A 14,371-nucleotide genomic window follows, 5' to 3' on the forward strand; every position below is an offset into this window, starting at 1 on the left:
TCATTAACCAAGTTCTTTTTTCACCACATCAACGATTTTTGCTACGTATGCTTCAACCTGAGCCTTGTCTGGACCCTCTGCCATGACGCGAATGAGCGATTCCGTACCGGAAGGACGTACGAGCACGCGGCCGTTGTCGCTAAGCTCACGGGACACTTCTTCCGCTGCTGCTTCAATCGCCTGGTTGCCGAGGTATTTGCTCTTGTCTTCCACACGCACGTTAACGAGTACTTGCGGGAACTTGCGCATAATGGTTTTCAGCTCGCTGAGCTTGCGGCCGGAAGCTTTAATCGTATCGACCAGCTGCAAAGCGGTCAGAATGCCGTCACCCGTCGTAATGTAATCTAGAAAAATAACATGGCCGGACTGCTCGCCGCCCAAGTTGAAGCCGCCGCGACGCATTTCTTCCATCACGTAGCGATCGCCAACAGCGGTTTGCGCGGTTTGCAGACCAAGCTGTCCCGCAGCTTTGAAAAAGCCAATGTTCGCCATAACCGTCGTAACGACCGTATCATGCTTCAGCTTTCCAGCCTGTTTCATCGCATCGCCAATGATGCACAAAATATAATCGCCATCGACCTCTTCGCCCTGATCATCAATCGCGATCAGGCGATCGGCGTCGCCGTCAAAGGATAGTCCCAGATCCGCTTTATGCGCCAGCACCTGCTCGCGTAAATATTCAGGATGCGTCGAACCGACGCCCGCATTAATGTTGCGGCCATCCGGCTCCGCCCCTACCGTAATAATTTCCGCGCCAAGCTCGCGGAATACAGCCGGCGCCAGCTCATAAGCAGAGCCGTTCGCGCAGTCGAGTACGATTTTAAGGCCGCTGAAGCCGCCTCTAATCGTCGTTTTCAAAAAGTCCAGATAACGCTTCTTCGCCGAATCGTCATCGGTTACAGTGCCAATATCGCCGCCTACAGGGCGCGGCAATTCATCCTGCTCTGCATCGATGAGCTGCTCGATACGAATTTCCGTCTCATCCGAAAGCTTGAAGCCGTCGCCAGCGAAAAACTTAATGCCATTATCCTCAACCGGATTATGCGAAGCTGAAATCATAACACCCGCATCCGCCTTGAGCTCGCGTGTAATATAAGCGACTGCCGGTGTCGACACGACACCTAGGCGCACAACGCTCGCGCCAATGGACAGCAAGCCGGCGATTAGCGCCGATTCCAGCATAGGACCGGAAATGCGCGTATCCCGTCCGATAACGACGACCGGCTTATCTGCCTCTCCCGTTAATACAAATCCGCCGCAGCGGCCAATTTTATAAGCAAGCTCTGGTGTCAGTTCCTGATTCGCGACACCGCGCACGCCATCTGTACCAAAATATTTCCCCATTATCGTTCTAGCCCCTTTTATTATGTCGATATTGGCTGAACCAGCCAAACATTTGTTATTGCTCATTAGCCATTTGCATTAGTGGCGCTGCCATTGCTCGGCTCGCCGCCCCCAGCATTCGTAGCTCCAGTGCCATCATTGCTGCCATCGTTCCCCGCTCCAGCGCTAGGCGTACTCTCTCCACTATCCGGCGTCGCCGATGGCTCAGGCGTCGGACTCGGCTCTGGCTCGGTCGTACCGCCACTTGCATCCGGATCTGCCGTCACCGGATCAGACTTCTCGCCAATGACTACCGTAGCGGTAAATGCCGCTTCTTCGTTCGTTACGGTCACGAAACGCGGCACCGTTGTCGACAGCTTGATCGTATGCGTGCCCACCTTTAGCCCTTCCAAATCAGCTGTCAGCTGTAAATCCTTGTCGTTAATCGCCGATAGCACATCTGGCGCGCCGTGAATAGTGAGGCTCGCCTCGCCGCTTAGCGGCTTGCTTATTTCGGCAAAAAGCCCTTCACCAACGTTCGTTAACTGAATCGCTCTCGTCAAAGTCAACGATTCCCATGAGACGACATTAACCTCAACGTTAATTTCAGCAGGCTCAACCATCACAATGCCATCCAGCCTTGTTACCTTCGCCTTCACAGTGCCTGACTGCTCCACAGCTCCAAGATCAATTGTCACCCCATTATATACTTCGAGGGCATCAAGCGTTTTCTGATCCGCATATACGGCAACTTTGTCGATTTCCGGTTTAATCGAAGCAATGCTTAAACCTTCTGGCAAGCTGCCCGTATAGCTGATCTGGAGCGGAACCATCTTAATCGGCGGAGTGACGGGAACCTCCACATCGACGATCTTCGGATCGGTGATTGCATGCTCCATCACTTTGCCTTCCGTATCATAAACAACTACACTCGCTTTTTTATCCTCGACTGTCGATTTGGCGCCTTCCACACTAACGGTCGCGCTTACCGAACCGACATATTCCATTTCATCCTTCGGAAGCGTCACTTTAACGGACGCGGCTGTCTCCTTGCCCACCAGTGACGGCGTTCCTACAATATAGCCGCTTGAAGGCGTGCCTGACGTCTTCAGCCCCAAATCAAAGGACTTCGTCTGAATCTCTTCGATATCAATCTTTACCGTACGCTGTGAAATTTCCAGCAAGGTGACGCCGCTCGGCATCGTATACGTTAACGGCACAACATGCTCGCCTGATCCAAGGCCTGATAAATCGGCCGTAATAATGTAATCCTCATCTTTGGCGGTCAGCAGCTTGGAACGGCGGCCTTCCACCATAATTCTTACAACGGTCGGCTCCATCTGCACGAGCGAATATTTGGATGCATCCAGCCCGGTTGGAATAATTTGCGCGGCCTCAATAATTTTTTTATCCGTGTTGGAGGTCACCGCAGCAGGAGTCGATTCCGGATCGAAATGCACGACTGCCCACAGCAGCAGCGCAATGACGATGGAAATAATTTTAATCGCTGTCGGATGACTAAGCCATTTATCCATCCTGGCCTCCCTTCCGCTTCCAGAACGCGAACGCCTGGCGTTCCTTCGTGCGCCCATTCGTCTTCGGAGTCAGCTCCTCAAACAGCTTCGAGATTAGCGATTCTTCTTTAATATCACGAACAATCATACCGTTGAGCGCCAATGAAACTTGTCCCGTTTCTTCCGACACGACGACCGATATCGCGTCACTGACCTCACTAACGCCGATTGCCGCACGATGGCGCGTCCCTAGCTCCTTGCTTATAAAAGGATTTTCAGACAGCGGCAAATAACAGCCCGCCGCCATAATTTGATTACCCCGAATAATAACCGCTCCATCATGCAGCGGCGTATTCGGCGTAAAAATATTGTTCAGCAGCTCGGAGGTTATCCGCGACTCCATCTGTACACCTGATTCAATCAGTTCATTCACGCCAGTCGTCCGTTCAAAAACGATCAGCGCGCCGATTTTGCGGTTCGCCATAAACTGAACAGCCTTCATCACTTCATCAATTTGCTCATTGACGACATCCTTGTCCATGAAAGACGAGCTGACGAACAGCTTCCCGCGTCCCACCTGCTCCAGCACCCGCCTAAGCTCAGGCTGAAAAATGATGAGCACCGAAACGACGCCGAAGGTGAACATTTGGTTCATCACCCATTTGAGCGTATATAAATTGAACCATGTGCTGATCGCCCATACAGCAATAAGCACAAGGATTCCTTTCAAGAGCTGAACCGCCCTTGTCCCTTGTACAAGCAAAATGATTTTGTAAATAATATAGCTGACGATCCCGATATCAATGACGTCCTTGATGCCGTTCTGCCAAGTCAAATCTGCAAAGTAACTCATGTATGAACCCCCAAACAACCGAGCACGTATCGCATTTATTTTGAATTACAACTTTAAATTATTTTCTATAGTGGGTGCGGAAACTCCTTTATTCAAGGTGAAACGGCTGTCGCCATCCTCTGGTGGCGCTGCGCGTTTCAGTCCGAAAAATATAAGCCAATTTATAAGTGTATCCTTATAAATTATTATATTTCAAGGTGAAACGGCTGTCGCCGTCCTTTGGCGGTGCAGCGCGTTTCATTCCGAGAAATATAGAGAAAGGATGGAACAATCATATCCTTCCCTATATTTTCAAAAAAAACTGCCTTCCCGTCAGGAAGGCAGCTCACCTAAGAAGCCAATCCGCTGAAAGTTGTCGTCACCTTATACCAGAACCAATCAAGTGCCTGATCAATGGTCCGGCTTTGTCCGGCAATATAACCGGTCGAGGCCAAATTGAGGGAACCGTCAATGACCGTTACATTGCCATCGATTTCGCCTCTTACATCGGCCATGCCATTTTCAACGATCAAATTTCCTTTAATATGCACACCTTCTGGAATTGTAACCGTGTTGCCGTCAATAACGACCTGATGCAGATCCTCGCCCGATACTACCAGCTTCGTATCCTGTCCCCACATGGAGACAAAGCTGCCCAGCATGACCAATACAAAAATCGCTGCGACCGTTACGCCCGGGTACTTGTAGAGCAAACGCAAATACAGCGGACGAGTCTTCCCCTTCGCTTTCGGTATTTGGTCCAAAATAAGCTGCGTCAGCTTCTCGGAAGCCTGTATATCGTAATGCGGGACTACTGCGGCATGCTCCAAGGCGGAAAAAGTCATCGCTTCCGTCTTCTCCAGCTGTTCGAACCGGGCGAGGCAAGCGGAACAAGTACTCATGTGACCCTTCAAATCCATCGTACCTTGCCTGGTCAGATCACCGTCAAAATAGTCGTGCATCATTCCGATGGCGACTTTGCATTCCATAGCAGCCAGTCCTTTCTTTCTTTTGCTCACGTTAACGCTCTACTACAACTATAGGATACGTATCAAATTCGAAAGTGTTTCAAAATTTCGCGACAAGCTTTCTGCCAAATTTACAGCTTGTACTCCAGCTTCTTGCGCAGAAACTCCCGTCCCCGATGTACCCTCGTCTTAATCGTTGTTACGGGGATATCCATGACCTCGCTAATTTCTTGAAGAGATAAATCCTCAATATAGCGCAGCATCATAACGGTCTTGTATTTAGGCGGAAGCGAGTCAATCGCCTGATGGATAATCCGCTGTGTCTCGGACAGCAGCGTCTCCGATTCGGGCGTACGATTGTCGCTTGGAATCATCGAATAACCATCCAGACCTTCATGATCCGTCGATTCCGCATCGAGTGAATAAACAGGCTTGCGCTTGCGCAGCTTGTCGATACAAAGATTCGTCGCGATCCGATAAATCCAGGTGGAAAATTTCAATGTTTCATCGTAACGCTCTAAATTTCTATACACACGCATGAACGCTTCCTGCACGACATCTTCCGCCTCTTGACGGTTGCTCAGCATGCGGTACGCCATGTGAAAAAGCTTGTCCTGATAGAGCCCTACGAGCTCAGCAAATGCCCGCTGGTCGCCTTTTAACGATAATTTTGCAAGGCGGGCTTCCAATACATTCACTTCTACTCCTCCAAACTTTCCGTTTGAACGGATTGTTGCCGCGAGTGCTATTATGAATCAGCAATGCCTACTAAAACAAATATAACTCCTGCCGCGTCCTCTGCCCTTAAACTCTATAGAAAATCGTAATCCACATGGACTTAAAAAGCAAGATAATTGCGTAAGAAACATCCAATCTTTCCAGCGTATGACGATACGATACCGCCGACTTGATTGAACTATTATATATGTTTTTCACTAACTATGGCAAAAAAGCAGCTCTCAAGCTTTTCGCCTGATGCTGCTCTTGCCGGGCCCGTTACGGATGCGAATAGTACCGCACATCGTTCCCAGCCTTCTTTTAGGAGAGATATTATAAGGAATTGGTCATCAGCTTTTGAAGCACATTTTGAATTTCGTTAGATGGAATAGCAAAGCCAATGCCCTGCGCCTCCGTGCTTACCGCCGTATTAATACCAATGACCTGACCGCTCGTATTGAGCAGCGGACCGCCCGAGTTGCCTGGGTTAATGGAGGCGTCAGTTTGCAGCAAATGCTTGTAATCCTTCGTACCGCCATCTTCGTCTTGTACGGAAATAGGACGTTCTTTCGCACTCAATACACCAACCGTCATCGTGTGGTCAAAGCCATACGGATTGCCGATAGCGATAACCCAATCACCGATCGCCGTGTTATCTGAATCTCCAAGCGAAAGCATAGGGAACGCTGTTGTTCCGGTAATTTTCAATACTGCTAAATCCAGATCGCTGCTGGAGCCTACAACCTGGGCCACAAACGGCTCATCATAGCCTTCTACGGTTACCTTCACTTGGGAAGCTCCGCTAATCACATGCTCATTCGTTAAAATGTAGCCATCGGACTGGAATATAAATCCTGTTCCCGAGCCGGTAAGCTGCAAATTGGAATCGTCTGTGCTGTTTTGGTCATTGGAGCCTGCATTTGGCTGCTGCTGGCCGCTTTGCGGTGTCTGCAGTCCGAAAAACTGCCAGTAATCCGAACCACGTCCGCTAGAACGCGTCGCCTGACCGTAGTTTTCGATTTTGACGACCGCCGGGGATGCCGCCGCATAAATGCTGGAAATTTGGCTATCCACCGAGTTCGCGGCTGTTGTCAAGCCCGCGCTGTTCTCGCTGCCATTGCTGACGACACTGCCGTTTGTAGCATTCACCGTAGCTACGCCGCCTGTAAACAAATTGCTGCGATCCGCCGTATACATAAAGCCGCCAATGACGACAGCTCCTGCCAGAAATGCGGCGAAAATGGACTTCAACGGCGAACGCTTCGCCAGCTTGGAGGAACCCTCATCCCCTCCTCTGTCTGCGTCGCTTTGCCCTTTATCCGTCATCGTCCGCAGCTCGCTGAGCTGCTTCTCATATGAATGACGCAAATTCGAAGGGGAGCGCTCTGCCTCGTAGATGTAGGAAGCTACAAGTGGCGCCGTCTGTTTTACAGCCTCTTGGCCTGCAACTGTTTCCTGTTGCGATACCGATGCTACCAATGGATCAGGTTGCTGCGGCGTTGTCCGGCTGCTATCCGCATCCGCTGACGCCGAAGCCTCTTGCCGCGGTTCAGCAGCATCCTCATAACCATATACGGTTTTGAAAACCTGCTCACTCTCCGGCTTGCCAGTTGTACTCGCTTGCCCGTTTTTACTATCGTTCGATCCGGTTGCGTTCATGTCCGCCTGATCTTTCCCTTGTCCTCCGCCATTCACTTGATCCGCCATACGATCATCTCCTCGTCCATTCAAGCTGTTATTTGTTCCTCTATATTGATTGTCCTCGCTCATCTTGATTGCCTCCTTCAAGTTTTACCGAGTAAATTTCATAACGTAAGTTAAGTATCGAGATGATAATGATTCGTCCTTGTGTATTCGGTCATTACGTTTGCCTTCTATGTATACATCATGAAGGACGCACCTTAAATCAAACTTAAGTGATATTTAAAGCAACATAAAACCTTTCGGGGCCAGCCCCTTTATCGTGCTAAAAAGCTGGACAAGCGCATAACAAGTCCCCTTGCTGCCGTTCATTCCACCTTCTCAACGCAAAAAAAGCCAAGCAAGGCAATAGCTGCCCTGCTTGGCTTTCCTGTTCACACCAGAATTTCCTGACGTTTATTTATTTTCAAGCTCTGTATTAGCCCGTGTTTCTCAGGCCGGCTGCAATTCCGTTGATCGTGAGCAATACTTCACGAAGCAGCTCTGGATCATCCTCGTCCTTCGCCCGCAGTCCGCGAAGCTCAGTCAGAAGCTGAACCTGCATATAGCTGAGCGGATCGACGTATGGATTACGGAGGCGAATCGATTCTTGAATAACCGGTACGTTATCCAAAATTTCCGTTTGGCCCGTAATGCTCAGGATCATTTGCGACGTCAGCGCGTATTCCGACTCAATTTGCTGGAAGATACGGTCGCGGATAACCTCGTCCGAAATCATGCCCGCGTATTCCTTCGCAATAATAAGATCGGCTTTCGCCAGTGCCATCTGCAGGTTGTCGATCAAGGAGCGGAAGAACGGGAAATGCTCATACATCGTTTTCAACGTTTGCAGACGCTCTTCGCTTCCATCCACATATTGCTGGAGCGCAGTGCCGGCTGCATACCAAGCTGGCAGCAAATAACGGCTTTGCGTCCATGCGAATACCCATGGAATAGCACGCAAGTCTTCAAAACGGTCGCTGTTTTTCCGTTTGGACGGACGGGAGCCAATGTTCAGCTCGCCAACCTCAGGCAGCGGCGTCGATTCCTTGAAGTACGTGAGGAAATCCGGATCGCGGAAAATCAAATCCTGATATTTCTCCAGCGCCGTCTCGGAAATCGAACGGGCGATATCTTCCCACTCCGGCTCGGCCGTCTGGCCTTGCTCCGGATATTTTGCCAAGCGTGCTGCTGTAATCAGCGCCCAAGTCGCCTGCTCCAGACTGCGGTAAGCGATGCCCTGCATCGAATAACGCGAGGAAAGCACTTCGCCTTGCTCGGTAATTTTGATGCCGCCACCAACCGTATGCGGAGGCTGTGCCAAAATGCTGCGGTTCAGCGGCATACCGCCACGACCGAGCGCCCCGCCGCGTCCATGGAAAAACTTCAGCTTAACGTCGTATTCGTTCGCCGCTGCTGTAATTTCCTTGAGCGCTACACGCAGCTCCCAGTTTGCTGTAACCGCTCCGCCATCTTTATTGCTGTCGGAGTAGCCCAGCATAATTTCATGCAGATCGCCGCGAGCGGCAACTGCTTGACGGTAAATCGGCAGCTCGAACAACTGCTTCATAATAGACGGAGCCGCATGAAGGTCGTCGATTGTCTCGAACAGTGGAACCGATTGCACGGAGCAATGAACCGTACCGTCTCGATCTTGGCGGAACAAGCCCACTTCCTTCGAGAATACCATCACTTCCAGCATATCGCTGGCACCCTGCGTCATACTAATCAGGTAGCTGGAAATACAGTTCGGGCCAAACTCTTGCTTGGCACGGTAAGCCGTATGGTAGACATCGAGGCATTCACGCGTTGCATCTGTATAATCCAAGTGGCTCGACGTCAACGGACGCGGGTCATTCAGCAGGCGATGCAGCAGCTCAACCTTTTCATCTTCATTCAAAGCCGCATAATCCGGCGTAATGTTCATTTTCGCCAAAATTTCAGTCATCGCATTTTCATGCTCTTTGCTGTGCTGGCGAATATCCAGCGTCATCAGGTGGAAGCCGAACAGCTCAACCTGGCGCACCAGCTTGCCGATATGCGTATCTGCGACATAGTCCGCGAAGTGATTACGCAGGCTGCGATCAATAATTTTTAGATCCTCCAGCAGCTCTTCCGGGCTGTTATAGCGCATAGCCGAGCCTTTGAGCGCCTCATTGCGCGTATTGGCGAGCTTCTCCAGCATAAAGCCAAGCTTGATGCGGTAAGGCTCCTTCGTGTTGCGCCACAGGTCTACGCATTTCAGCTCAACCTGCTCGCGGTCGCGGCGAATCGATTCAATCAGTTCATCCGAAACTTCAACAATATTCGTGCTGAAGCTCAACTGTCCCATCAGCTCATTCAGCGTTTCTTCATACTTGCGAATCGCCAGCAGGCGGTGCATCGTCAGCGCTTCCCATGTCACCTTCGCGGTTACGGAAGGGTTGCCGTCACGGTCGCCGCCAATCCACGAGCCAAAACGGAGAAAGTCTGGCGCATGCCATTTTTCACCTGGATAATATTTCTCAAGGCAGCGCTCCAACTCCTCGTAAACAGCAGGCAGCACCTCGAACAACGTTTCATCAAAATAATACAAGCCGTTACGAACTTCGTCGATAACCGTAGGCTTACGGTCGCGAAGCTCATCGCTTTGCCACAAAATAAGCACTTCATTCAGCAGCTTCTCGCGAAGCTTCTCGCGCTCACGGTAAGTCAGCGTTGGATTATCAAGCTCCATGACGTCTTCGGCAATACGCTTGTGGATATCCAGCACCGCTCTGCGTGTCGCTTCCGTAGGATGTGCGGTCATGACAAGCTCCAGCGAAATGCCGCTCAGCATTTGCTGCACATCTCCCACTGCGATTTGACGATCCTTCAGATCCGCTACAGCGCTCTCAATGGAGCCGCGTTGAACGCCTTCCCCAGTGGAACGCTCATAATCGCGTTTACGGCGAATGCGATGATTTTGTTCAGCAATGTTAACCAGTTGAAAATAAATCGCAAAGGCACGAATAACCTGGTGCCTAATTTCCGGGCTCAATGACGACACGGTCGTCTTGAATTGCTCGAATAGCTCCGGAATATATTCCGCTCGCAACGATTTGCTTGTTTCGCGGATTTGCTCCACGATTTCAAGCAATTCCTTGCCGCCCTGGTGGACGAGCACTTCGCCGAGTATGTTGCCTAGAAACCGAACATCCCTACGCAGCAAATTGTTCGCTTGCTGGCGGCTTGCCGATAAATTCGTTGCAGCTTGTTCCGACATACTGAAATCCTCCTGTAGCGTGCCCGTTAACGGACTCATTTTAACTATCATACATCATACTACAAAATCCTTCATGGTTGAAGCCCCGGCTATTATCCAGCCATATTTGAACCTCAAACATAAAAATTAAGGAGTTTGTCATCAAGACTTTCGAACATCAAAGCCTGAAACAACTAAAATTTTTACATTTAATAATATTATTTACATTTTTATTTACTGTTGATTGATTTGTATATTTGTGCCAAAATTTGAATTAGGTAGTCGGCCGGCAGCCCACCATAATAATTTTCAGAAAGAGGTTTATGAATGAAAAATATTTTATCAGCCCTACTTTGTTTATCATTACTACTATCACTTGTTACCCCTGTAAGTGCAAATTCTAGCAATGCATCATCCAAAAGTTCTGAACAAAGTGAAAGCGAAGCCATAAAACAAATCTCTGAGATAACTGGTCAAAGTGAAGATCAAGTAAAAAAAGATTTAGAAACAGCTTCTTTATTACAAGAATTTTTCTCTAAAACTGAAGACGGATATGTAGTTTTTGATAAAGTGGGTGCCTTGAGAGCAGGTGTTGTTAATGAAGATATTATTTTAGGAATTGATAACGATTTCAAAAATATTAAAGAATATGAATCAAATCAGTCGCTACAAAGAGCTGCTAGTTCCTGTAACGGTGAAAATGATTGGGGACAAGGAATATTATCAGAAGAAGTTAAAAATTGATAGCTGCGGCACGAATCAGATTCTTGGGGCACTTGCAGTTACAGCTAGCGTAGCAACTATTGCTGGTATCATCGCAACTGTCGTATTCCCTCCAGTTGCGCTTGGATTTGCCGTTGCCGCAGCCTTAACAGGATTTGCAGCAGGGGTTGTCACAATAGCGGGCGCGTATGGGTGTGGTGTGAAAGTAAAACGTTGGTATGGTTTGCCTTGGTCTATTACTTCTCAATGCTAAATTAAGAGGGAGGATACAATGGTCGGATTATTTTTCACCTTCTTCATTCTAGTGGTTGTTATGTCCTTTACAGTCGTCTTTATTGCAAGAAAAAAGGGAAGTTATAACAAACTGAGTTCTACTCAAATAGCTATAATCGCATTGAGCCTTTGTTTAATTTTCGTTCAAAATCTCATACCCTTTGAGCTGAATGATTTTATGAATGCAGCCATTATTTTATATTTTTCATCAGTAATTCTTGCGGTTTTAACTATTTTCTTTACTTACTTTAAAAATAATAAGTATGCATATATTTGTCTAATAACATCCTGCCTCTTAAGTGTAGCCTCAATCATTTTTAAGATGCTTTAGATATATCCCCTACGATATTATGTCGTCCTACCGTAAATATTAAATGGTTAGCTATTTCAAAAAGATGAGGATCAATGCAAAATTTGCATTGATCCTCATCTTTTTTGAGTATTCTACTTCCTACTTTTCAAGCCGCTTATTTCGGCTCCACATCCCACTCATACACATTGATGAACGCGCCCAAATCTTTCGGTCCACCAACTAGCACGCGTTTGTTCGTGGCCAGCAGGCGGTAGTCGGCGAACAAAGCAATTTGCGGCAGATCCTGCATGATCAGTTCCTGCACCTTGTCGTAAATGACGCGGCGTTTGTCCGAATCCGTCTCCTTAGTGCCTTCCAGCAGCAGCTTGTCCATTTCCGGACTGGAATAACGGGCATAGTTCGTTTTGCTTCCTGTACCGAATACGGTAGTCAAATCGGGATCAAGAATAAAGATGAGGCCCAAAATATCCAAATCGTATTCGCCTTTAATCAGCTTCTGCACCGACGTTGCAAGATCAAACTTTTGCACTTGGGCGTTAATGCCTACCGCCTTCAAATTTTCGACAATAATGTCGGCAGCCTGTTCCCTCGTCTTATTGCCCGAAGGCACAACCAGCCTCAGCGTCTTGCTGGAATCCCAGCCTGCCTCCTTAAGCAGCTCCTTCGCTTTTTCCGGATTGTACGTAATAGGCGTCAGGTTTTTGTTGTAGTACGGGTGAATCGGCGTATACTGCACATCCATGCTTTCGCCTTCACCCTTGAGCAGATTGTCGATCATCATCTCGCGATTAATCGCATAGGCAATGGCGTGGCGCACGCGAACATCGGTTATCGTCTCATTATTAAAATAAAGATTTTGGTAGTTGAACGGCTTGCCGGACACCGCGTTAACGTTGGACATGTTTTTCACTTTCTCAAAATCCTGTACCGAAATCGTGCCGATACCCGGGAAGTTCATATCGATTTCGCCGCTTTGCAGCTGGGCTACCAAATTGCTTGAAGGCATAATTTTAAAATTCAGCTTGTCCAGCTTCGGTGCGCCTTTGAAATAATCTTTGTTGGCCTGCAGCTCAATATACTGGTCCTTAGCGTAAGTAACGAAGGTGAACGGTCCATTGACGACGGTCGGCTTTTGGAAAAATGGATTTTGCGCCAGCGTCTCTGGACTCGCGTCTTTCAATACATGCTCCGGCAGCGGCTTAAGGTTTTTTCCGAAGCCTTCCATAAACAGGTTAGGGTCCACAGGCTGCTTCGTACGGAATTCAACGGTGTGGTCGTCGATTTTTTTCACGCCCGCTACATCGCTTGCCCCTTCCGGCAGCTTGCCTAGCTCATCGAAGCCTTCCAGCACCGCATAACGAGTGGACAGCGATACAATCGACTTCGGATTGCCAATCAGCTTCACCGTAAATACGACATCATCTGCTGTGACGGGCTCACCGTCGCTCCATTTCGCATTTTCATTCAGCTTTACGGTGTAAACCTGATTATCCTCCGTTTCAATGCTGTCGGCCAGCATCGGAACAAACTCCAAATTTTCATCCAGCTCCATGAGCGGTTGGAACAAAATCGAAGTAACAATAATCGACGTATTGTCCGTCTGATCAATCGGGTTAAACATAAGCGGCGCATTCGTAATACCGATGTTTACGACTTTGCTTTCGCCCGCTGGCTTCGCTTCGCTGCCGCCGCTTGCTCCGGCTGTAGCCGGCCCGCTGCTTGAGCAGGCGCTTAGTGTCAAGATAGATAGAATACTAACGAGCGCACAAACCATTTTCCAACTGTTATTTTTCTTCATCGATGATTGTCCCCCTTAAAATAGTCATTATTTCAAGCTTTTTGGATCCATCGCATCGCGCAGCCCATCGCCGATAAAATTAACCGACAATACACTTACGACGATCATGATGCCCGGCGGCAGCCACAGCCAAGGCTGCGAGGTCAGCACCGTAAGCGACTGGGCGTCGGTGAGCATATTCCCCCAGCTTGCCGTTGGCGGCTGAACACCAAGCCCTAGGAAGCTAAGCGAGGCCTCGGATACGATAGCACCCGCAATGCCGAAGGTCGCATTCACGAGAATCGGAGCCAGTGCATTGGGCAAAATGTGTTTAAACAAAATACGCGGCGTACCGAGTCCCAATGCAACTCCCGCTTTGACATAATCCATCTGTTTGATCGACAGCACGCTGCCCCTCACGAGCCGCGCTGCACCCGTCCAGCCAAGGAAGCCAAGAATCAAAATAACATTCGTCAAGCTAGGCCCGACTACGCTGACCACAACGAGAATAAGCATCAGTTGGGGAAAGGACATAAATATATCCGTCACCCGCATGACCGCCATATCAACGAGGCCGCCAAAATACCCGGAAACGAGGCCGAGCACCGTGCCTATCGTGACGCTAATCAGGACGGAGCCCAGGCCAACCATAAGCGACACTCTTGCCGCATAGATTAGCCGGCTCAGCACATCGCGCCCCACCTGGTCGGTTCCAAGCAAATGCTCGGCGGAAGGCTCGGCTTCGAAAGCCTCCGTCACCTGATAAGGATCATGCGGAACGATCCAAGGAGCCATAATCGCCCCTAGCGAAAGCAGCGTCATGATGACTAGCCCTGCGACCGCAAGCTTGTGCTTCTTGAACCTGCGGACGACCATCCCCGCATAGCTTTCTTCTTTATGGCTGCTTTTCACAGCCGTCTCTGCCAGCTGTCCGTCCCCGCCTCCAGAGCCTGCCGCCTTGTTCGTGCTCATCTGCAGCATAGCCATAGCGCTTCCCCCTCTCCTTATTGCGAGACTATCATTTTCGT

Annotated in this window: 11 protein-coding genes; 2 read left to right on the plus strand and 9 right to left on the minus strand. The window is 49.2% G+C overall.

The genetic code is table 11. The features are described 5' to 3' along the window. Nucleotides 1-3: 3 nt before the first annotated feature. The 7 genes from glmM to ppc form a co-directional block, all read right to left on the minus strand. On the minus strand, nucleotides 4-1,344 hold the full coding sequence (gene glmM / locus WH37_RS26300; RefSeq protein WP_046233635.1) for a phosphoglucosamine mutase: 1,341 nt from the start codon (nucleotides 1,342-1,344) through the stop codon (nucleotides 4-6). Between the two features lie 65 nt (nucleotides 1,345-1,409). Further along, entirely contained in the window at nucleotides 1,410-2,858 is a 1,449-nt protein-coding gene (locus WH37_RS26305; RefSeq protein WP_046233636.1) for a CdaR family protein, read from the minus strand. Further along, nucleotides 2,851-3,690, minus strand: a complete 840-nt coding sequence (gene cdaA / locus WH37_RS26310) for a diadenylate cyclase CdaA (RefSeq protein WP_046233637.1) — start codon at nucleotides 3,688-3,690, stop codon at nucleotides 2,851-2,853. Before cdaA ends, WH37_RS26305 begins: the two co-directional genes overlap by 8 nt. A 329-nt stretch (nucleotides 3,691-4,019) precedes the next feature. After that, nucleotides 4,020-4,688, minus strand: coding sequence for a zf-HC2 domain-containing protein (locus WH37_RS26315; protein ID WP_231594377.1), 669 nt, complete (start codon nucleotides 4,686-4,688; stop codon nucleotides 4,020-4,022). Nucleotides 4,689-4,768: 80 nt separating this feature from the next. Further along, nucleotides 4,769-5,335, minus strand: coding sequence for an RNA polymerase sigma factor SigW (gene sigW, locus WH37_RS26320; RefSeq protein ID WP_046233638.1), 567 nt, complete (start codon nucleotides 5,333-5,335; stop codon nucleotides 4,769-4,771). A gap of 352 nt (nucleotides 5,336-5,687) precedes the next feature. Continuing rightward, a complete protein-coding gene (locus tag WH37_RS26325) occupies nucleotides 5,688-7,124 on the minus strand; it encodes a S1C family serine protease (protein ID WP_052737233.1) in 1,437 nt (478 codons plus the stop codon). Between the two features lie 349 nt (nucleotides 7,125-7,473). Beyond that, the gene (gene ppc, locus WH37_RS26330) at nucleotides 7,474-10,278 is read right to left on the minus strand and encodes a phosphoenolpyruvate carboxylase (RefSeq protein ID WP_046233639.1); all 2,805 of its coding nucleotides are present in this window, start codon (nucleotides 10,276-10,278) and stop codon (nucleotides 7,474-7,476) included. Between the two features lie 306 nt (nucleotides 10,279-10,584). Here ppc and WH37_RS26335 point away from each other — a divergent pair, with 306 nt between their 5' ends. Then, complete coding sequence (locus WH37_RS26335; RefSeq protein WP_046233640.1) at nucleotides 10,585-11,001, plus strand: hypothetical protein; 417 nt, start codon at nucleotides 10,585-10,587, stop codon at nucleotides 10,999-11,001. Beyond that, a complete protein-coding gene (locus WH37_RS35765; protein ID WP_156182372.1) occupies nucleotides 10,958-11,233 on the plus strand; it encodes a hypothetical protein in 276 nt (91 codons plus the stop codon). Before WH37_RS26335 ends, WH37_RS35765 begins: the two co-directional genes overlap by 44 nt. Nucleotides 11,234-11,720: 487 nt before the next feature. Here WH37_RS35765 and WH37_RS26345 read toward each other — a convergent pair whose 3' ends face one another. Beyond that, a complete protein-coding gene (locus WH37_RS26345; protein ID WP_046233642.1) occupies nucleotides 11,721-13,364 on the minus strand; it encodes an ABC transporter substrate-binding protein in 1,644 nt (547 codons plus the stop codon). Between the two features lie 27 nt (nucleotides 13,365-13,391). Further along, on the minus strand, nucleotides 13,392-14,324 hold the full coding sequence (opp4C, locus tag WH37_RS26350; RefSeq protein ID WP_414812412.1) for an oligopeptide ABC transporter permease: 933 nt from the start codon (nucleotides 14,322-14,324) through the stop codon (nucleotides 13,392-13,394). Between the last annotated feature and the right edge of the window lie 47 nt (nucleotides 14,325-14,371).

It is taken from the genome of Paenibacillus algorifonticola (assembly GCF_000971975.1).
GTDB classification, from domain to species: domain Bacteria; phylum Bacillota; class Bacilli; order Paenibacillales; family Paenibacillaceae; genus Pristimantibacillus; species Pristimantibacillus algorifonticola.

Excerpts from the sequence above, each read along its gene's own strand:
- glmM (WP_046233635.1), bottom strand. The coding sequence starts at position 1,344 with ATGGGGAAATATTTTGGTACAGATGGCGTGCGCGGTGTCGCGAATCAG.
- WH37_RS26305 (WP_046233636.1), bottom strand. The coding sequence starts at position 2,858 with ATGGATAAATGGCTTAGTCATCCGACAGCGATTAAAATTATTTCCATC.
- cdaA (WP_046233637.1), bottom strand. The coding sequence starts at position 3,690 with ATGAGTTACTTTGCAGATTTGACTTGGCAGAACGGCATCAAGGACGTC.
- WH37_RS26325 (WP_052737233.1), bottom strand. The coding sequence starts at position 7,124 with ATGAGCGAGGACAATCAATATAGAGGAACAAATAACAGCTTGAATGGA.
- ppc (WP_046233639.1), bottom strand. The coding sequence starts at position 10,278 with ATGTCGGAACAAGCTGCAACGAATTTATCGGCAAGCCGCCAGCAAGCG.
- WH37_RS26335 (WP_046233640.1), top strand. The coding sequence starts at position 10,585 with ATGAAAAATATTTTATCAGCCCTACTTTGTTTATCATTACTACTATCA.
- WH37_RS35765 (WP_156182372.1), top strand. The coding sequence starts at position 10,958 with ATGATTGGGGACAAGGAATATTATCAGAAGAAGTTAAAAATTGATAGC.
- WH37_RS26345 (WP_046233642.1), bottom strand. The coding sequence starts at position 13,364 with ATGAAGAAAAATAACAGTTGGAAAATGGTTTGTGCGCTCGTTAGTATT.
- opp4C (WP_414812412.1), bottom strand. The coding sequence starts at position 14,324 with ATGCTGCAGATGAGCACGAACAAGGCGGCAGGCTCTGGAGGCGGGGAC.